The following is an 18,947-nucleotide window of genomic DNA, read 5'->3' as shown; positions in this document are numbered from 1 at the left end:
CATCACCCTACCGCCGCAAAACGCGGCACAGTTCGTGGTTCGCACATTTGCGCAGCGGCTCGCCACCATGGCGAAGCCGGATGGAACGAAGCCGGACGACGCCACCGCCAAGCGTCTCCAGGAGACGCGCGCGGCTGCGGAACAGGCGGCGAAGACCCTGGAAACCTCCAAGGTCGACATCAAGGCGCAGCGCAAGCAGGCCGCCAAGCAGCGGCTGGACATGATCAACGAGGCGCTGCGCACGCTGAAGATGTTCGGTGGCGACCCGAAGACGGCGGCGCGCGAAGCCGCCCGGCTGGCCCGGGAACTCGCCAAGGCGGTCAAGGAGTACACCGACGCCGGCGGCAGCGGCGTATCCGCCGGCGCTCCGGTCAGTGGTGGGGCCGCGACCAAGGAGGGCGCCAAGGCCGAGGGCAAGGCTGGTTCGGACGACGGCGCCTCCGCCGCCTCCGGCGAGGTCGAGGCCGCCGGGACCGAAGCCGGGAGCGCGGCGAACGCCGAGGGAGACGCCGCGACCGAGGGGCGCGCGGATGCCGCCGCCACCGAGGCTGCCGGTGACGCCAAGGCGGCCGAGGCAAAGGCCGCCGAGGCCGCGACCGGCAAGGCCGCGGACGCCAAGGCGGACGGGGGCAAGGAGGCGCCGGGATCGGACGGCTTCGCCCAGCAGGCGCGCGCGCTGGCCAAGAAGCTGAAGATCTTCCTCGCCCAGCAGGCGGAACGGTTGCGGAGCGAGGCGGGGCGGGACGCCCGGCAGGCTGAGAAGGACGCCAAGGAGGCGCTCGACACGCTGCGCGAGACCGAGCGGGTGGTGCGCAGCCTTCCGGGCGGCAACACCGGGGAAAGCCCGATGGAAGGGCTGGACATGCTGGTCTGAGTCGTCACTCCGCCATGGGCGCCGCGGATTCGGTGGCCGGCTGCGCCTTGGAGGTGAAGCGCGGCGTCTTGTTGAAGTTCATGGTGATCATCAGCGTCAACGCGCCGTTGATCAGGTACAGGCACTTGTCGGAATGCACCGGCAGGGGGATGCCGCGCTCCATGCAATAGCCGACCAGTGCCGCCGCCACCTCGGCTTGGCCAAGGGTCATCGACTGGTCCTCGCCGTGGTCATCGACGATCCGGATGGCGGTGGTGATCGCCCCGTCGTGCACGGCGTAGGCGACGGCGCGGATGGTGCCGGCCGGCAGCGCCTCGCGCAGCTTGCGGCGGTGCTCGATGGTCGCCTTGATCACCTCCTGGTCGGTGAAGACGAGGCAGCGCAGTTCCTTCATCGGGACACCCCGATCCAACCCGATCGGTCAGCGAGTATTGGTGGCCGCCGGGCCGGCTTCAATGTGTCTTTCGACAAGGGTGGTAGGGGGACCCGCCCATAGGGGGCAGCAAGGTGTCATCCGACCACCCCGCCCTATCACTGGCGGGCACTGTCGATAGGCAGCGGTTGCTGCGTCGCAGCATGGGGCCAGTTCGCTGACGAGACCCGCATCGCTGCAAGGAGGCAACTCATGCTCATCCGATTCCTCATCGCCTGCGCGTTCAGCGTGTCGCTTGCCGCGTGCAGCGACTCCCGCATGGCGGGGACGTCCGGATCGTCGGGGACCTACGCGGCCTTACCCTCCGGCTCCAGCGCGCCGCCGCGCGCCGTCGGCGTCGGGGGCATGGACAACGGTCAGTGGCTCGGTGCGCGGGAAGGGGCGGTGGCCGGCAGCGGCTCGTCGTACGGCGTCGGCGACGGCCCGCCGGGCGGCATCGCCAACAACCAGTTGGACCGGATCGGGCAGTAGCGCTCACCGCCCGCGGCCGGGCGGTCGCCCCGTCAACTGGCGAGACGGGTCGGCTGCTCGGCCGCGTGGGTGGCGGTGTGCGTCTCCGCCACCATGCGCGGCGCCTTCTTGAAGTTCATGGTGATCATCAGCGTCAGCGCGCCGTTGATCAGGTGCAGGCACTTGTCGGCGTCCACCGGCAGCGGCACCCTGCGCCCCATGCAGTAGCCGACCAGCGCCGCCGCCACCTCGGTCGGGCCGAGCATCAGCGACTGGTCGCCGCCGTGGTCGTCGATGATGCGGATGGTGGTGGTGACGGTGTCGTAGCTCATCGTGTAGACCACACCCTGGACGGTGCCGATCGGCATCGCGTCGCGCACCTTGCGGCGGCGATCGAGGACGGCCTTGACCACTTCCTGCTCGGTGAAGACGAGGCAGCGCAGCTCTTTCATCGGGGACCTCCGGCCCCGCCGGGCCGTTCGCGTGCGGCGCGAACCGGTGCGCCATCCATGATTCATAATCCCTTCGACATAACTCGCACTCAACGAAAATTTTGCGCAAATTTGTGACATGTGGCTGCGCCGCGGGCGGGGCTGCCCTGCGCCGCACCGCCGCGGGGGTTGATCGGGGTGGCGGATCGGGTGCATGAAGGGACCGTTTTCCCGTCGAAGACCGTTCCTGATCCCGGAGTTCCCATGTCGGCTTCCACCGCCCACCGCACCGACGTCGCCATCATCGGCGCCGGCCCCGTCGGCCTCTTCGCCATCTTCGAGTGCGGCATGCTGAAGATGAACTGCCACGTCATCGACGCGCTCGACATGGTGGGCGGCCAGTGCACGGCGCTGTATCCGGAAAAGCCGATCTACGACATCCCCGGCCACCCGGCCATCGACGCCGCCGACCTGATCGACAAGCTGGCCGAGCAGGCCGCGCCCTTTGCGCCGACCTACCATCTGGGCCAGCAGGTCTCGACGCTGACCCGCACCGCCGAGGGGCGCTGGCTGGTCGAGACCACCATCGGCACGCGGATCGACGCGCAGGCGGTGATCATCGCCGCCGGCGTCGGCGCCTTCGGCCCGAACCGTCCGCCGCTGGACGGCCTGGAGGCGTACGAGGGCAAGTCGGTGCACTACATGGTCCGCCGCAAGCAGGACTTTGCGGGCAAGAAGGTGGTGATCGCCGGCGGTGGCGATTCCGCCATCGACTGGACGCTGTCACTGGCCGACGTCGCCGAGAAGGTCTACGTCGTGCACCGCCGGCCGAAGTTCCGCGGCGCGCCGGAGAGCGTGGCCCGCATGGAGGCGCTGGCGCGCGACGGCCGCATCGAACTGGTGGTGCCCTACCAGCTCTCCGGCCTGGACGGGACGGGCGGCCAGCTCACCGCGGTGCGCGTCGCCACGCTGGATGGCGAGGAGAAGGCGCTGCCGGCCGACGCGCTGCTGGCCTTCTTCGGGCTGTCGATGAACCTGGGGCCGATCGCCGAGTGGGGCCTGAACCTGGAGCGCAGCCACATCACGGTGACGCAGCCCTCCTGCATCACCAGCGCCGAGGGCGTGTTCGCCATCGGCGACATCGCGACCTATCCGGGCAAACTGAAGCTGATCCTCTGCGGCTTCGCCGAGGCGGCGCAGGCCGCGCACGCCATCCACCCGCTGGTCCATCCGGGCGAGGCGCTGCACTTCGAGTATTCCACCAGCAAGGGCGTGCCGGGGGCGGAGTGATTTCCTGTTCCTTGGGGGCAACAGGGGACACACGGATTTCGCGGATTTCAGGCACGGATTTTTATTCGTGCCTGCTCCACGGCTTGCGGAACCGCCATGGCGCCGCAAGCAAGACGATCCGAAGAGCTTTTATTTAGCCGTCATGGCCGGGCTTGACCCGGCCATCCACGGCCACTGCTTTTCCAAAGGTTCAGGTGCGTGGATGCCCGGGACAAGCCCGGGCATGACAGCATTGGTTCGCTCAGGCACGTTCGGACACCGCTTTAAGGAAATCCGTGTAATCCGTGTCCACCGGGTTGTGAGCAAAGAAAAAGGGCGCCCCCGACGGAGGCGCCCTTTCCTGTAACGTGCCGGAGACTTGGGCTTAGAAGCCCATGTCGTCCATGCCGCCCATGCCGCCCGGCATGCCGGCCGGCGGGGCCTTCTTCTCGGGCTTCTCGGCGACCATCGCCTCGGTGGTGATCAGCAGGCCGGCGACCGAGGCCGCGTCCTGCAGGGCGGTGCGGACCACCTTCACCGGGTCGATGATGCCGGCCTTCACCAGATCGGTGAACTCGCCCTTCTGGGCGTCGTAGCCGAAGTTGCTGTCCTTCTGGTCCAGCAGCTTGCCGACCACGATCGAGCCGTCGGTGCCCGCGTTGTAGGCGATCTGACGGACCGGGGCCTGCAGGGCGCGGCGGACGATCTCGATGCCGACGCGCTGCTCGTCGTTGGCCGGCTTCAGGGCGTCCAGGGCGCGGGTGGCGTACAGCAGGGCGGTGCCGCCGCCGGCGACGATGCCCTCTTCCACCGCGGCGCGGGTGGCGTGCATGGCGTCGTCAACGCGGTCCTTGCGCTCCTTCACCTCGACCTCGGTCGCACCGCCGACGCGCAGGACGGCGACGCCGCCGGCCAGCTTCGCCAGACGCTCCTGGAGCTTCTCGCGGTCGTAGTCGGAGGTGGTCTCCTCGATCTGGGCGCGGATCTGGGCGGTGCGGCCCTCGATGTCGGCCTTCTCGCCGGCGCCGTCGACGATCGTGGTGTTCTCCTTGGTGATCTGGACGCGCTTGGCGGTGCCGAGCATGTCGATCGTCACATTCTCGAGCTTGATGCCGAGATCCTCGGAGATCACCTGACCGCCGGTCAGGATGGCGATGTCCTCCAGCATGGCCTTGCGGCGGTCACCGAAGCCCGGCGCCTTCACGGCGGCGACCTTCAGGCCGCCACGCAGCTTGTTCACCACCAGGGTCGCCAGGGCCTCGCCCTCGACGTCCTCGGCGATGATCAGCAGCGGGCGCGACGACTGCACCACCGACTCGAGAACCGGCAGCAGGGCCTGCAGGCCCGACAGCTTCTTCTCGTGCAGCAGGATGTACGGGCTGTCCAGCTCGCAGGTCATCTTGTCGGCGTTGGTGATGAAGTACGGCGACAGGTAGCCGCGGTCGAACTGCATGCCCTCGACGACGTCCAGCTCGGTGTCGAGGCTCTTCGACTCCTCGACCGTGATGACGCCCTCGTTGCCGACCTTGCCCATGGCTTCGGCGATCTTCTGACCGATCTCGGTCTCGCCGTTGGCGGAGATGGTGCCGACCTGGGCGATCTCCTCGTTGGTCGTCACCTTCTTGGCGCGGCTCTTGATGTCGGCCACGACGGTCTCGACCGCCAGGTCGATGCCGCGCTTCAGGTCCATCGGGTTCAGGCCGGCGGCCACCGACTTCACGCCCTCGCGGACGATCGCCTGGGCCAGAACGGTCGCGGTGGTGGTGCCGTCACCGGCCAGGTCGTTCGTCTTCGACGCGACCTCACGCACCATCTGCGCGCCCATGTTCTCGAACTTGTCGGCGAGCTCGATCTCCTTGGCGACGGTGACGCCGTCCTTGGTGATGCGGGGAGCGCCGAACGACTTCTCGATGACGACGTTGCGGCCCTTCGGACCCAGCGTGACCTTGACGGCGTCCGCCAGAATGTCCACGCCGCGCAGCATCTTCTCGCGGGCGGAGGCGGAGAACTTGACTTCCTTGGCAGCCATAGCTCGGATTCCTCTGAATTCAGATAATGTTGGTGGCGACGGAAACGGGCGGAGGACTTAGGCCTCGATGACGCCCATGATGTCGGATTCCTTCATGATCAGGAAATCCTCGCCGTCGATCTTCACCTCGGTGCCCGACCACTTGCCGAACAGGACGCGGTCGTTGGCCTTCACGTCGAGCGCCACGACCTTGCCGGCCTCGTCACGAGCGCCCGGGCCCACCGCGATCACCAGACCCTCCTGCGGCTTCTCCTTCGCCGTATCGGGGATGATGATGCCGCCCTTGGTCTTGGTGTCGGACTCGATACGCTTGACGACGACGCGGTCGTGCAGCGGACGGAACTTCATGTGCGTGCCTCCTGCAAAGGCTCAAAGGAATTTGGGTTTCGGGCGGTTGTTAGCACTCTCGCCCGGTGAGTGCCAGACAGCTAATCGAACGGCCGATGCGATTCAAGAGGGTCGTTGGCGCATTTGTGCGAAAAGCTGGCAGCAGTCGTGCGTGTTGGCTGCTAAGATATTGAAATGGAACAATCTTCCGTCTTGCGCGTTGATTGTTCGTGCGGCAGGCTTCATCAAAATGCAACGGGGGATCGCCGCGGAACCAACCACCATGCCAACCACTGTGGAGGTGAGCGCATGACCGACCTTGCCCGGCAGCTTCGCGACTACCGCCTGACCACGGCGGAAATCCTTTACCACATGCCCGACCATCCCGCCCTGCTGCAGAGCTTCATCTGGCAGGACCTGGACATGGCGCCGCACTATCCGGTGCTGACGCGCTTCCTCGACTACTGGCAGCGCAACCTGGACGGCAAGCTCCACTCGGTGAAGCTGGCGACCCAGGGGCTGATCGCTCCGGCCGAGGTGCGGCTGGTCGCCGCCGAACTGCGGCTGCACTGAACGGATCCCCTGTGGCCGGTGTGACGGCCGTCACTGCCTCCTTGCGCCGCTTGCCTAAAATTTTATGCAAATGAACGCGCCATCGGGCGCACGCGGAGGGATGAATGACCATGCTGCACGTCGACCACGACGAGTCCGACGCCTGGCTGACCGAGGCGGTCCTGGAGTTCGCCACCATCGCCGGGCTGTTCGCCATCTTCTTCGGCCTGTTCTTCCTGCTGCACGCGCTGGAGGATCTGTCGGTGTTATAGTTCGAAGTGGATAACGCTTCGGATGCGGATCAAATTTTACTTACAATGCATGATCGGTTATGGTTTTCGCTCATTCTCGCGAAGGGGTGTGCGATGACAGAGCCGGTGTGCCAGGACGCCGTCGACCTAGTGAAGCATTTCGAAGGTCTGTACCTGAAGGCCTACCTGTGCCCGGCCGGCGTGCCGACCATCGGCTACGGGCACACGGAGGGCGTGAAACTGGGCGACACGATCACCGAGGATCAGGCGAACGCCTATCTGGCCGAGGACCTGACCGGCGCGGCGGCCGGCGTGGACCGGCTGGTGAAGGTGACGATCAATCCGCAGCAGCGCGGCGCGTTGGCGTCCTTCGCTTTCAACTTGGGGATTGGGAATCTCGAAGAGTCCACCCTGCTGAAGAAGGTCAACGCCGAAGATTTCGCCGGCGCGGCCGGCGAGTTCGGCAAGTGGGTGTACAGCACGGTGGACGGCCGCAAGGTGATCCTGCAGGGCCTCGTCAAGCGGCGCGCCGCCGAGGCCGCGCTGTTTCAGGGCGAGGCGGACTTCCTGAACGCAGAGCCGACGCCGGCGGCGACGGCGTAGGGATTCGATCGTCGGATCGCCCACTGGTCGGCCCGACCTATCCAGATGCACGCTTTTGGAAGCTCTTCCCTGTACTGGGCAGGGATGTTTTACGGGTGCCTGGAGTTGCTTTCCCAATATTCTTTGGCGATTGTTTGATACATGTCGTCTTTCAGGCTTTCTTCAAACGCATGCCGCAGATAGCCGTGGTAAACCATCTGCGGAAAGACGGCTTCTTGCATTTGTGCGATTTTATGAAGAATTGTGTACAGGGTCCAGTTCAGTAAATGTCCAAACTCGTCATTTTCTGATAGGAGTTGTGGATCTGCCTGATCCTCTGCCTGCGATAGAGTTGGAAATCTTATTCTAACCTCGTTGCCAACTATAGTTATTATGCGATCTGATGTGCTCACTTTATTAGGCCAATATCGGAGCGCTCTGATGACCACATCGGAGAAGCGTGCACTCGGCTTAAGCATCTTGTGTTTCCCTCATGGCGGGCGGAGGTCTCGCCGAATTTCTTCGTCTCCGACTACCTCCGCGCCCCCATCGCCCGCAAACACCGGTCGATCCACTGCGCGGTCAGCTTCTCCTGCACGGCGTTCTGCTTCAGGCGGTCGTTGAGGTTGGCGAAGTCCACGCGGTCCAGGTTCTGGTCCTGGTTGAAGCAGGAGAACACCACGCTCTCCTCGCCCGTCTCCGGGTCGCGGTGGCGCTGCAGGCACTGGGCGCAGATCTCCTTCATCATGCACTGCATGGGGGAGTTGATCGAACCGATGCCGACGTGCCCCGGCTTCAGGAAGGGCTTCAGCACGCCGTGCCGGGCCGCCCCCACCGCCGCCATCATGCGGTCGGAGCCGATGGCGACGATGCGGTCCACGTCCGACAGCGGGATGTCGGCCCGGCCCAGCTCGCCGGAGGCGTAGGCGCGCATCGCCTCGACGATGTTGCCGACGAAGGTCTTGTCGCCCGGGCGCGAGGGCTCGAAGCCCGGCGCCTCGTCGCTGCACCAGATGACGCGGTCGGCGGCGGCCTCGATCTGGTCCACCTTGTAGCGGTCGATCAGCTTCTTGTAGCCGGCGAAGTAGACGACGCGGCAGCCCCGCGCGCGCGCCGCCTGTCCGATGGAGAACAGCACCGCGTTGCCGAGGCCGCCGCCGACCAGTCCGATCGTCTCGCCCTCCGGCACCTCGGTCGGCGCGCCGGTCGGGCCCATGACGATGACCGGGTCGCCGGTCTTCAGCGTCGCGCACAGGTCGGACGAGCCGCCCATCTCCAGCACGATCATCGACAGAAGGCCGCGCTGCTTGTCCACCCAGGCGCCGGTCAGTGCCAGCCCCTCCATGGCCAGCGTGGTGTGCCCCACCCGGTAGGCCAGCGTCTCGAAGTTCTGCAGGCGGTAGAACTGGCCGGGCTCGAAGCGGCGGGCGGCGGCGGGGGCCTTCACCACCACCTCGACGATGGTCGGCGTCAGCCGGTGCACCGCGTGCACGCTGGGGCGCAGGTCGTGGTTCAGCGTCTGCACCAGCCGCTCCGGCGCCACCGCGGTGGGGGAGCGCCTCTCCAGCACCCGGCTGACCACCGGGTAACCGCGCTTCGCCCCGCCCATCGCCTTCACCACGTTGCCGGAGAAGGACGGGTGCAGGTCGCCGAAGAAGGACAGGAAGCGTCCATCAGGCGCCTTCGCCATCAGCACGTGCGTTTCGGCCGGCTTCGGCATCGGTTCCGGCTTCACCGGGTTGCCGTCCTCGTCCAGGGCGCGGAAGGTGCGGCCGTCCAGTTCCACCCATTCCGGCTCCTCGCGGGCCAGCACGGTGTTGGGCTGGGTGCCGGCGGCGACCAGGATGGTGCGGGCGGGCAGGGTGACGTCCACCGCGGCCGGAGCGACGACGCCGTCCGGCCCGACCGGGTTGTGGGCAAGGTGCAGCGCCCTGGCGGCGCCGTGCTCGTCCATCTCCACGGCGCGCGGGGTGACGGATTCCAGGAAGCGGATGCCCTCGGCGAGGCCGTGCATCACCTCCTCGTGGTTCAGCGTGTAGCTCGGCGCGTCGATCAGCCGGCGGCGGTAGGCGATGGTGGCGCCGCCCCAGGAGTCCAGCAGCGCAGCGATGCGGGGCGACCGGGCCTCCTCCGCGGCGGCGGCGCGCTCGGCGCGGATGGCGCGGGCGTGGCCGAGGAACTCGTCGGCCAGCACCGTTTCCTCCGGCGTCCAGCGCCCGCGCACCGCGGCCTCGCCGCGCTCGGCGGCGAGGGTCTCGTAGCGGGACAGGAACTTCTCGACCTGGACGGGGTAGTAGGCCAGCGACTCGGTGGCGGTGTCGATGGCGGTCAGGCCGCCGCCGATCACCACGATGGGCAGGCGGACCTGCAGGTTGGCGATGGACTCGGTCTTCGCCGCCCCGGTCAGCTGCAGGGCCATCAGGAAGTCCGAGGCCTGCCGCACGCCGCGCGCCAGCCCGTTCTTCATCGGCACCACGGTCGGCTTGCCGGCGCCCATGCACAGCGCGATGTGGTCGAAGCCCAACTCGAGCGCGTCGTCGATGGTCAGCGTGCCGCCGAAGCGCACGCCGCCGATGATGCTCATCCGGCTGCGCCGCTCCAACAGCAGGCGGACGACCTTCAGGAAGTTCTTGTTCCAGCGCACGGTGATGCCGTACTCGGCCACGCCGCCGAAGCCGGCCATGACGCGCTCGTCCAGCCGGTCGTAGAGGTCGTGCACGTCGCGGATCGGCCGGAAGCCGACGCGCGTGCCGCTGGGCAGGACGCCGGAGAGGTCGGCCGGCAGCGGCTCGATCTTCAGGCCGTCGATGCCGACCACGGTGTGGCCGTCGTTCATCAGGTGGTGCGCCAGCGTGAAGCCGGCCGGCCCCAGCCCGACCACCAGAACCTTGTAGCCGCTCGCCGCCTTCATCACCGGGCGCCGCAGGTCGAGCGGGTTCCAGCGCGTCAGCAGGCTGTAGATCTCGAAGCCCCAGGGCAGCTCCAGCACGTCCTTCAGGGTGCGGGTCTCGGCCTGCGGGATGTCGACCGGCTCCTGCTTCTGGTAGATGCAGGCCTTCATGCAGTCGTTGCAGATGCGGTGGCCGGTGGCCGCGCACATCGGGTTGTCGATGACGACCGCGGCCAGCGCGCCGACCGGCGCTCCCTCGGCCTTGAGGGCGTGCATCTCCGAGATCTTCTCGTCGAGCGGGCAGCCGTGCAGCGTCACGCCGAAGGCGCTCCTGGCGTAGCCGCCGGCCTTGCGGTCCGTATTCTTCTTATCCGGGAGCCCGTGCGAGCAGCTGTCCTTGCCCTGGTTGTGGCACCAGATGCAGTAGTTGGCCTGGTCGAGCGCGCCCTTCAGGTCGGTGCCCGGGTCGGTGAGGTGGAAGCCCTGGCGTGGGCGGCAGCGCTCCTCCGGCGCCTTGGCCATGGGGGCGCCGTGCCGCTCCTCCACGGCCAGCGGCACGAGGTGCAGCGGGTCGGTCCGGTGCGGCACCTGGAACAGCACGCCCTTGCCGTGCTTCGCCCGGCCGGCCTCGGCGAACACCGCCCAGGCGGCGTACTGCGCGGCGGTGTCGAGCTTGCCGGCGTGCTCGGCCTCGGCGTCCATCCAGGCGAGCACCTGGCGGGCGAAGGCGATCTCGGTCAGCGGGCCGGCCAGCCAGTCCTCCAGCCGCGCCGCCAGTTCGGCGCCGTCCAGGCTGGGGATCGCGTCGGGCGCCACCGCCTTGGCGGCGCGGCGCTGCACGAACAGGCGCTTGGCGGCGTAGAGCGGCGCCAGTTCGTGGTGGCGGGCGCGCAGTTCGTCCAATTCGGCGCGGATGCCGAAGAGTTGGCCGAGGAAATCCTCCAGGTGCGGGGCGACGGCGATCAGAAGATCGCTCTCCGCCTTGCGCTCCAGCGCGTCGGGCGCACTGCGCGCCGCCTCCAGCCGGGCCGCCAGCCCGGCATCGGCGCCGGCGAGGTGGTCGAGGAACGCGCGGTCGATCCGCAGCAGCCCCTCCCGTTCGTACAGATCCGCGAACTCGAGGCCGTAGCTCAGCGTGAGGTCCGTCATCGCCGCCTGCCGGGGCTTCCGCCCCAAATGGTTGGTCTCCCTATCGAATTTGTAACATTCCGGGGACCGGCGTACAGCCAAATCGGGCTGGCGGGCGCAGCCCATTTGACGCAGCCCCACCCCGCCCCCACATTCTCCCGGCCGCTACCCCCAATGGACCCGCCCGTGACGAGCTTGACCGACACCTGCGTTTCCCGCGCCGCGCCCCGTGCCAAACCGGCGACGCGGCCGCTCGCCGTGTGGCTGTTGGCCTGCGCCGGCATGGTGTTCGCCATGGCGGTGATCGGGGCGATCACCCGGCTGACCGAATCCGGCCTGTCGATGGTGGAGTGGAAGCCGCTGATCGGCATCCTGCCGCCGCTGTCGGAGGCGGAGTGGACCCGTGTCTTCGACCTCTACCGCCAGACGCCGGAGTTCCGCGTCTACAACGCCTGGATGGACCTCGCCGGCTTCAAGCAGATCTTCTTCTGGGAGTGGTTCCACCGGCTGTGGGGACAGCTGATCGGCTTCGTCTTCCTGCTGCCGTTCCTGTGGTTCCTGGCGCGCGGGCGGGTGCCGAGGGCGCTGGCGCCGCAGCTGGCCGGACTGTTCCTGCTGGGCGGGCTGCAGGGCGTCATCGGCTGGTTCATGGTGAAGAGCGGGCTGGCCGACGCGCCGCACGTCAGCCACTACCGGCTGGCGCTGCACCTGGGCACGGCGATCCTGATCTACGCGGCGCTGATCCGGGTGGCGCTGGGCATCCTCGACCCGGCCCCACTGGCCGGCTGGCGGCCGGAGGCGGCGGGGCTGCGCCGGTTCGCCCGCTGGGCGCTGGGGCTGGCGGCGGTGACTATCGTCTGGGGCGCGTTCGTCGCCGGCCTCCGCGCCGGCCTTGCCTACAACACCTTCCCGCTGATGGCCGGGCACGTCGTGCCGCCCGAGGTGTGGAACCTGTCGCCCTGGTGGCTCAACGCTTTCGAGAACACCGCGGCCGTGCAGTTCCTGCACCGCGCGCTGGCGCTGACCACCGGCGCGGTGGCGCTGGTGCTGGCGGCGTGGGTGTGGGCGGCGGGGCTGCCGGGGCGTGCGGGGCGGGTGGCGCTGCTGCTCGGCGCCATGGTGGTGGTGCAGATCGCGCTGGGGGTGGCGACGCTGCTCAGCGTGGTGGCGATCCCGCTGGCGGCGGCGCACCAGGGCGGGGCGCTGGTCGTGGTCGGGCTGCTGGTGTGGCTGATCTACGAGTTGAAGCCGGTGCGGTGACCCCGGGGGCCATGTGACCCCCTCCCCCAGCCCCGCTGGGGGAGGAAGGGGCCCGCGCCGCAGGCGTGGGAAGGTGGGGGTGACGGCCACCGTGGCAGGCGTTGATTCTCGGATACGTCGCTGCCCCCACCCAACCCTCCCCCGCCGGAGGCGGGGGAGGGGCCGGCAACGGTTACGGCACCGCAACCACAGCCCGTACCGGCAGGTGATCGGATGCCCGCCGGGTCACCGGCGTGCGGATCACCTCGAAGGCCGGGATCTTCAGGCCGCCGCGGACGTACAGGCGGTCCAGCCGCAGCGTCGGCATCTTGGCGTGGAAGCTGCGCGGGCTGGCCCAGTCCTCGAAGGATTCGGCCAGGCGGCGCAGGCGCGGCGAGGTCGGCGTCCATTCGTTGAGGTCGCCCATGAACAGCGACGGCAGCTCCGGCTGCTGGTCGAGCAGGCCGATGATCCGGGCGATCTGGCTGGCGCGCTCCCACGGGTCGAGGCCGAGGTGGGCGGCGATCACCCGCACCGGGCGGCCCTCCACCTCCACCACCACGTCGACGCCGCCGCGCGGCTCGCGGTGGCGGACGCACAGGTCGATCGGCGTCACCGAGCGCACCGGCAGCCGCGTCAGGACGCAGTTGCCGTAGTGGGCGCGGGCGTTGTGCTTGGTGGGTGCCGCGTGCGCCGTCAGGCCGGTGGCCTTGGCGAGGTAGTCGAACTGGTCCAGCCCGACCTCGCCGCGGTGGTGCCAGCCGACCTCCTGCAACCCGATCAGGTCGACGTCGAGGCCGCGGATCACCTCGGCGATGCGGTCGGGGGCGAAGCGGGCGTCGAGGCCGACGCAGCTGTGGATGTTCCAGGTGGCGATGCGCAGCGTCGTCATGCCCTCCGGCACCGGGCTCGACCGGCTGTCCGGCGGGCGCAGGTGGCGGCGGGCGCGGGCGGCCCGCAGGGCCGACGCGATGCGCCGAACCCGCTCGTCGGTGAACCGGATCACGAGTCCCTGCCTCCCCAGCCTGTCCTGTCCAACACCCGGTTCGCCGCCCAGCCCAGCCCGACCGCCACGGCGGCGAGCCCGACCAGCAGCGCCACGTCGGCCCCTGTCGGGTTGCGCAGCGTCCTCTCCAACTGGTTGCCCAGCAGGCTGAACGCCAGTGCTCCCGGCGCGATGCCGGCCAGGGTGCCGACGACGAAGTCGCGGAAGCGGATGCGCGACGCCCCGGCCACCAGATTGATTACGGTGAACGGGGCCACCGGGACAACCCGGATCGTCGCCACCGCGAGAATTCCGCTGCGCGCCAGCCGCGCGCTGGCCCGCGCCACCGCCGGCCCGCCGAAGCGCTCGATGTGCCGCCGCCCCAGCGTGCGCCCGATCCAGAACAGCACCACCGACGACGCCAGCGCCCCAGTCATTGCGATCACGAAACCTTCCAGTGGGCCGAGCACGATGGCGGTGGCGGCGATCAGCACGGTGATGGGGAACACCACCAGCCCGGCCAGCACGTAGAGCGCCACCAGCCACACCGGGCCGAGCGGCGTGCCGCGCAGCGATTCCAGCCCGGCCATCACGGCGTCCAGTGTCGCCAGCACCTTGAGGTCGGTGACGCTCCACAGCGCGTACAGCCCGCCCAGCACCAGCAGGATCGCCAGCCCTGCCAGCACCGTGTGCTGGCGCGGGATCAGCGAGGGCAGCACGCGGTTGACCAGTTCGGTCGCCGGAACCGGCCGCTCGGGGTCGAGGACGCCGGTGTCGGCCATGGTGGCGCCGATGACGCCGGGATCGGGCGTTTCCAGCACCTCCAGCGTGCGGCCCATGCCGCCGGGGCGGCGCAGCGATTCGATGGCGCCGATCAGCGAGCCGCTGCGCCGCACCGCATGGCCCAGCGCCTCCGGCGCGACGCCCAGGTGCTCGCCCAGCAGATCGTCGCGCACTGCGGTGACGGCGGCGCGCACCTCGGCCTCGGACGCGTCGCCGGTCCGCGCCTCGATGGCGAGGTCGCACTCGGTGTCCAGGCCCATGGAGCGGTTGTTGAGGTTGGCCGAGCCGATGCGCAGCAGCCGGTCGTCGATCACCATCACCTTGGCGTGCACGGTGATGTGCGTCTGGTCGGTGACCGGCGCGTACAGGCGGAAGCGGCCGTGCGGGTCGCATTCCTTCAACTGGCGGGCCAGCCGGTTGCGGGCGGAGACCATCACCTGGTTCTCCAGCCAGCTGTTGGCGCGCACCGGGTTGACCACCACGACCTCCGGCCCGTCCGGCTCGGCCAGACGCTTGCGCAGCGCCTCGGCGACGGCCTGGGCGGCGAAGTACTGGCTCTCCAGGTAGATGGTTCGTTTCGCAGCCGCAATGGCGTCGAGATGGAGCGCCTCCACCTCGCGCACCTCGGGCCGGCCGCCCCAGTGCGGGTCGGTGCGCGCCACCGCCACCGGATGTTCGCGCAGCAGAACCGGCAGCAGAGCCGCCGGCCAGGGGTCGTAGCCGGGCGGCGTCGGCGTCAGCGGCTGGCCGGTGGCGCGCAGCCAGCGCTCGCGGAACAGGTCGCCGAGCGCGCGGGCGGCGTCGCCGTCCACCGCCATCATGACGTCGTGGAACGGCTCGTAGCACTGCCCGTCGGGCTGCCGGCGGTTGGGCTCGTCGCGGCGGTGGGCGCGGGTGTCCCAGCGGTTGGCGGTGAGGTCGAGGCCGCCGCAGAAGGCCAGCGCGTCGTCGACGATGAGCAGCTTCTGATGGTGGCAGGCGCCGGTGGGATGGTCGCTGTCGAGGCGGTAGTCCAGCCGGGGGTGGGTGAACAGCCGGCGGATCGACAGCGGGTGCTGGCCCCGCCCGATGTCGAACAATTCCGCGTAGTCCCATTTGAGCACCCGGATCTCCAGGTGCGGGCGCTTGGTCGCCAGCCAGTTGAGGAAGTGGCCGAGCCGGTCTGGACGGCGCGGCGGGCGCTCATGCGGGCTCAGGCGCACGCGCGGGTCGAGGTCCCAGGCGGTCAGCAGGATCGAGCGCCGCGCGCGCCGCATCGCCTCCTTGGCGGCGGTGAAGTAGTTCTCCGCGTCGATGGCGATGCCGATACGCCGGGCCTGTTCGACCCGCCAGCAGGTGCGGCCCGGTGCGAACAGGCTGGGTTCGGCCGCGAGGGGGACGGGCAGGGTGGTGGCGTGGGGCGACGGAAGCGGCATGCGCGGGTGGCTCGTGGCAGGAGGGCCGGTAGACAACGAACACCTGACCGGAGCGTTCCGCTCCGGCCGGGGCGCGATTCCCGTTGCCCGTCGCCGCGCTTCGCCGCTACGGTCGGACCTTGCCGTCCGCCGGACGAGTTACCGCGCCCGATGCCGTTGCCAACTGCCCGCCCCGATCTGCGTCCATGCTGAGCTTTGCGCTGCGCCGTTTCGCCGCCGCCTTGACGGCGGTGCTGCTGCTCGTGGCTGCGGCGGCCTTCGGCGTGCCCGAGGGAACGGCGGCGCTGGGCCGCGCCGCGGCCGGGCTGCCGGTGACGCTGGCGCTGGTCGGCGGGGCGCTGGCGCTTGGATTGACGCTCGGCGCGCCGCTTGGTTTGGCGGCGGGGTGGCTGGGCGAAGGAGCGGCCACCGTGGGGGCGGCGGTGCCGGGGTTCCTGGCGGCGGCGCTGGTGGCCGTGGCGCTGGGCACCCGGGTTCCGGCGCTGGCGGCCCTGGCGCTCGCGGTGCCGGTGCTGGGCGAGGCGGCGCGGATCGGGCGCGCGGGCGTCGCGGCGGTGGATCGGCAGGGTTTCACGCTGGCCGCGCGCGGGCGCGGCGTGCCGGTGCGGGAGGCGTTCCTGCGCCACACGCTGCCGGCGGCGCTGGCGCCGCTGGCCGGCGCGCTGGGATCGCTCGCCGCCGCGACGGTGGCCAGCGGGGCGGCGGCCGAGGCGCTGTTCGGGCTGCCGGGCACCGGATCCATGCTGGTGCAGGCGGCGCGCGCCGGGGATGCGGCCGGGACCGCGGCGGCGGCGGCGCTGCTCGCCGGGCTGGTCCTGCTGCTGCGCGCGCTGGGTGCCGTGCTGCGCGGCGGTCTCGACCCGCGCGCGCGGCTGGAGTGAGCCATGGAGCGGACCCGTTTCGACATGGCAACGGAATCGCCCTGGCGGATCGCGCGCCACCGCTTCGCGCATCACCGCGGCGCCATGCAGGGGCTGGCGCTGCTGATGGCGGTGGTGCTGGGGGACGCGCTGGTGCCGCCGCTGCGTGGCATCGTCGGCGACGAGTCGGTTGCCGACGCCCTGCAGGCCGGTCACGCGACACTGGCCTTCGCCGTCGCGGCGGCGCTGGGCGGGGTGCTGCTCGGCGGGGTGTGGGGTTGGCTGGCGGCTCTGTTCGGCGGGCCGATCGGGCGGGCGCTGATGCGGGCGGCGGCCGGGCTGGCGGCGCTGCCGCTGGCGCTGCTGCCGGTGGTGGCAGCCGGGCTGGGCGGGGGCGGGCCGCTGCCATTCGACGCGGCGGTGCTCCTGGCGCTGGTGCCCGGCGCGGCGCTGGCGACGCACGGCATTGCGGTGGAGGCCGGGCGGCACGGCTTCGTGGCGGCGGCGCAGGCCGCCGGCCTGGGGCGGTACGAGGTCTGGCGGCGGCACACGCTGCCGAACGTTTTGGGGCCGCTGCTGGTGGCGCTGTGGCCGGCGCTGCCGCGTGCGGTGCTGGTGCTGAGCCTGGGCGCCTTCCTCGGCGTGGGCGGGGCCGGCACCTGGGGCGCGCAGATCGGTGCGGCCAAGACCTTGGCGGCGCTGCTGCCGCCGGCGCTGCTGCTGGCGGCGACGCTGGCGGCGCTGCACGCCATCGGCCACGGCATCGAGGCCGCCTTCGCGGTGGAGCGTCCATGAGTGCGCCGCTGCTGTTGGCCGATGGGCTGACCGTGCGCTGCGGCGGCACGGTGATCGTGCTGAACGCCGACTTCGCGGTGGAGCCCGGCGCGGTGCTGGCGATCAGTGGGCCGGCCGGCGCCGGCAAGAGCCTGCTGCTGCGCGCCGCCGCCGGCCTGCTGCCGCCGGGCACCGTCGCTGACGGTCACGTTTCGTATCCGGAACGATTAGCGTTGGTGCCGCAGGGCGCGCGGCTGACCCCGCATCGCACGCTGGGCGCCCAGTTTGCCGAGGTGCTGGGCGGCGACACGCAGGCTCGCGCCGTGCTGGCGCTGGAGCGGCTGGAGGTGCCGATGGCGGCGCGCCGGCTGTCCTTTTATCCGCACGAGCTGCCGGAGGGACTGCGGGTGCGCGCCGCGCTGGCGCTGGCGCTGGCGTCCGACCCACAGGTGCTGCTGGCCGACGCGCCGGGCGCCGGGCTGGACCCGACGGTGCGGGCGCGGCTGTTGTGGCTGCTGGCGGCGTGGGCGCGCGAGCGCCGGGTTGGGCTGGTGATCGCCGGGCGCGACGCCGCGGCGCCGGCCGACCGCGTGCTGCATCTGGACCTGGGACGGCTGGGGCAGCCGCCGGAGCCGGGCGAATCTCCGGAGGCCGCGCCGTCGGCCGGCGGGGCGCCGGTGCTGTCGGTGCGCGACCTGCGCGTCGCCTTCCCGGTCGGGCGGACGTGGCTGGGCGGCACGCGCTGGCTGAACGTGGTGGAGGGCGTCGGCTTCGAGCTGGCGGAGGGCGAGACGGCGGCGCTGCTCGGTGAGACCGGCAGCGGCAAGGCGATGGTGGCGCGCGCCGTTCTGCGGCTGATGCCGGCGGCGGGCGGACGGGTGGCGTGGCACGGGCGCGACCTGCTCACCCTCGACGAGCCGGCGATGCGGCACGAGCGGCGCGACGTGCAGGCGCTGTTCCCCGACCCGCGCGCCGCGCTCGACCCGCTGCGCAGCGTCGGCGAGCACGTCGCCGAGACGCACGCCGCGCTGGTCCCGGAGGAGGACGCTGCGCTGCGCCCGGTGCGCGTCACCGACGCGCTGTCGCGCGCCGGCCTGCCGCTGGCCGCCGCCGACCTCTACCCGGCGGCGCTGACCGTGGGGGAGGCGGCGCGCGTCGGGCTGGCGCGGGCGCTGGTCACGCACCCCGGCCTGCTGGTGTGCGACGAGCCCACCGCGAGCCTCGACGCCGCCGACCGGGAGGCGCTGGTCGGCCACCTGCTGCACCTGCAGGGCCAGCAGCGCACCACGCTGGTGCTCGCCACCGAGGACGCGGCGCTGGCGTTCCGCACGGCGCACCGCGTGCTGGTGCTGCTGGCCGGCCGCGTGGTCGAGGAGGCGGACCCCGCCACGCTCCGCGCCGACGCCCGCCATCCTTACACGCAGGCGCTGCTCGCCGTCGCCGAGGGGCGCAAGCCGGAGCTGCGCGGCGACCCGCCCTCGGCGCTGCGGCTGCCCGGCGGCTGCCCGCTGCGGCTGCGCTGCCCGCGCGCCGCCGACGTCTGCGCCGACAGCGTCCCGGTGCTGGAGACTGTCCGCCCCGGCCACCGCGTCGCCTGCCACCGCTGGGACGAGCCGGAGGTCGGCTGAGCGGGCGGACAATAGGTCGCACTCCGCGGGCCTGCCGTGCGCGCACC

18 protein-coding genes are annotated in these 18,947 nt (G+C 70.6%); 10 read left to right on the top strand and 8 right to left on the bottom strand.

Going from position 1 to position 18,947, the window contains the following annotated elements; all coding sequences use genetic code 11:
• The first annotated feature begins 34 nt into the window (after window positions 1-34).
• Window positions 35-874 (top strand): hypothetical protein, encoded by an 840-nt coding sequence (locus tag TSO221_RS06095; RefSeq protein WP_146208723.1) that lies wholly within the window; start codon window positions 35-37, stop codon window positions 872-874.
• Window positions 875-878: 4 nt separating this feature from the next.
• Here the strand turns inward: TSO221_RS06095 and TSO221_RS06090 are convergent, their stop codons facing one another.
• On the bottom strand, window positions 879-1,268 hold the full coding sequence (locus TSO221_RS06090; RefSeq protein WP_109117589.1) for a hypothetical protein: 390 nt from the start codon (window positions 1,266-1,268) through the stop codon (window positions 879-881).
• A gap of 231 nt (window positions 1,269-1,499) precedes the next feature.
• Between TSO221_RS06090 and TSO221_RS06085 the strand changes: the two genes are divergently transcribed.
• Window positions 1,500-1,778: a hypothetical protein gene (locus TSO221_RS06085; protein ID WP_109117588.1), complete on the top strand. Its 279-nt coding sequence runs from the start codon at window positions 1,500-1,502 to the stop codon at window positions 1,776-1,778.
• Between the two features lie 32 nt (window positions 1,779-1,810).
• Here TSO221_RS06085 and TSO221_RS06080 read toward each other — a convergent pair whose 3' ends face one another.
• Window positions 1,811-2,209 carry a hypothetical protein gene (locus TSO221_RS06080; protein WP_109117587.1) on the bottom strand — a complete coding sequence of 133 codons (399 nt, stop codon included), beginning with the start codon at window positions 2,207-2,209 and terminating at the stop codon, window positions 1,811-1,813.
• A 243-nt stretch (window positions 2,210-2,452) separates the two neighbouring features.
• Here TSO221_RS06080 and TSO221_RS06075 point away from each other — a divergent pair, with 243 nt between their 5' ends.
• On the top strand, window positions 2,453-3,478 hold the full coding sequence (locus TSO221_RS06075; protein ID WP_109117586.1) for an NAD(P)/FAD-dependent oxidoreductase: 1,026 nt from the start codon (window positions 2,453-2,455) through the stop codon (window positions 3,476-3,478).
• Between the two features lie 364 nt (window positions 3,479-3,842).
• On the opposite strand, the gene groL is transcribed toward TSO221_RS06075, so the two are convergent.
• Complete coding sequence (gene groL / locus TSO221_RS06070; protein ID WP_109117585.1) at window positions 3,843-5,486, bottom strand: chaperonin GroEL; 1,644 nt, start codon at window positions 5,484-5,486, stop codon at window positions 3,843-3,845.
• 57 nt (window positions 5,487-5,543) lie between these two features.
• Complete coding sequence (groES, locus tag TSO221_RS06065) at window positions 5,544-5,834, bottom strand: co-chaperone GroES (RefSeq protein ID WP_109117584.1); 291 nt, start codon at window positions 5,832-5,834, stop codon at window positions 5,544-5,546.
• A 288-nt stretch (window positions 5,835-6,122) separates the two neighbouring features.
• Between groES and TSO221_RS06060 the strand changes: the two genes are divergently transcribed.
• The 3 genes from TSO221_RS06060 (at window position 6,123) to TSO221_RS06055 (ending at window position 7,219) form a co-directional block, all read left to right on the top strand.
• The gene (locus TSO221_RS06060) at window positions 6,123-6,386 is read left to right on the top strand and encodes an usg protein (protein WP_109117583.1); all 264 of its coding nucleotides are present in this window, start codon (window positions 6,123-6,125) and stop codon (window positions 6,384-6,386) included.
• 104 nt (window positions 6,387-6,490) lie between these two features.
• A complete protein-coding gene (locus tag TSO221_RS35285) occupies window positions 6,491-6,637 on the top strand; it encodes a hypothetical protein (protein ID WP_158284005.1) in 147 nt (48 codons plus the stop codon).
• A 93-nt stretch (window positions 6,638-6,730) separates the two neighbouring features.
• A complete protein-coding gene (locus tag TSO221_RS06055; RefSeq protein ID WP_109117582.1) occupies window positions 6,731-7,219 on the top strand; it encodes a lysozyme in 489 nt (162 codons plus the stop codon).
• Between the two features lie 89 nt (window positions 7,220-7,308).
• Here TSO221_RS06055 and TSO221_RS34865 read toward each other — a convergent pair whose 3' ends face one another.
• Window positions 7,309-7,677 carry a hypothetical protein gene (locus tag TSO221_RS34865; protein ID WP_146208722.1) on the bottom strand — a complete coding sequence of 123 codons (369 nt, stop codon included), beginning with the start codon at window positions 7,675-7,677 and terminating at the stop codon, window positions 7,309-7,311.
• Window positions 7,678-7,730: 53 nt separating this feature from the next.
• Window positions 7,731-11,237 (bottom strand): FAD-dependent oxidoreductase, encoded by a 3,507-nt coding sequence (locus TSO221_RS06050; RefSeq protein ID WP_109117581.1) that lies wholly within the window; start codon window positions 11,235-11,237, stop codon window positions 7,731-7,733.
• Between the two features lie 165 nt (window positions 11,238-11,402).
• On the opposite strand from TSO221_RS06050, the gene TSO221_RS06045 reads away from it, so the two are divergent.
• Window positions 11,403-12,476, top strand: coding sequence for a COX15/CtaA family protein (locus TSO221_RS06045; RefSeq protein ID WP_247877930.1), 1,074 nt, complete (start codon window positions 11,403-11,405; stop codon window positions 12,474-12,476).
• 172 nt (window positions 12,477-12,648) lie between these two features.
• On the opposite strand, the gene TSO221_RS06040 is transcribed toward TSO221_RS06045, so the two are convergent.
• Together TSO221_RS06040 and TSO221_RS06035 are read right to left on the bottom strand one after the other, a co-directional pair.
• Window positions 12,649-13,461, bottom strand: coding sequence for an endonuclease/exonuclease/phosphatase family protein (locus TSO221_RS06040; RefSeq protein WP_109117579.1), 813 nt, complete (start codon window positions 13,459-13,461; stop codon window positions 12,649-12,651).
• Window positions 13,458-15,638 carry a VTT domain-containing protein gene (locus TSO221_RS06035; RefSeq protein WP_109117578.1) on the bottom strand — a complete coding sequence of 727 codons (2,181 nt, stop codon included), beginning with the start codon at window positions 15,636-15,638 and terminating at the stop codon, window positions 13,458-13,460. The genes TSO221_RS06040 and TSO221_RS06035 overlap by 4 nt, the downstream gene beginning before the upstream one ends.
• A 185-nt stretch (window positions 15,639-15,823) precedes the next feature.
• On the opposite strand from TSO221_RS06035, the gene TSO221_RS06030 reads away from it, so the two are divergent.
• From TSO221_RS06030 to TSO221_RS06020, 3 genes are read left to right on the top strand one after another with little or no spacing between them, the layout of a single operon-like run.
• On the top strand, window positions 15,824-16,519 hold the full coding sequence (locus tag TSO221_RS06030) for an ABC transporter permease subunit (protein ID WP_109117577.1): 696 nt from the start codon (window positions 15,824-15,826) through the stop codon (window positions 16,517-16,519).
• 3 nt (window positions 16,520-16,522) lie between these two features.
• Window positions 16,523-17,293, top strand: coding sequence for an ABC transporter permease subunit (locus TSO221_RS06025; protein ID WP_109117576.1), 771 nt, complete (start codon window positions 16,523-16,525; stop codon window positions 17,291-17,293).
• Window positions 17,290-18,900, top strand: a complete 1,611-nt coding sequence (locus TSO221_RS06020; RefSeq protein WP_109117575.1) for an oligopeptide/dipeptide ABC transporter ATP-binding protein — start codon at window positions 17,290-17,292, stop codon at window positions 18,898-18,900. The genes TSO221_RS06025 and TSO221_RS06020 overlap by 4 nt, the downstream gene beginning before the upstream one ends.
• Window positions 18,901-18,947: the final 47 nt, after the last annotated feature.

This window comes from Azospirillum sp. TSO22-1, assembly GCF_003116015.1.
In the GTDB taxonomy this organism is placed as follows: Bacteria; Pseudomonadota; Alphaproteobacteria; order Azospirillales; family Azospirillaceae; genus Azospirillum.
The sequence above is the reverse complement of the archived record's forward strand: the minus strand, read 5'-3'. Positions and strand labels throughout refer to the sequence as shown.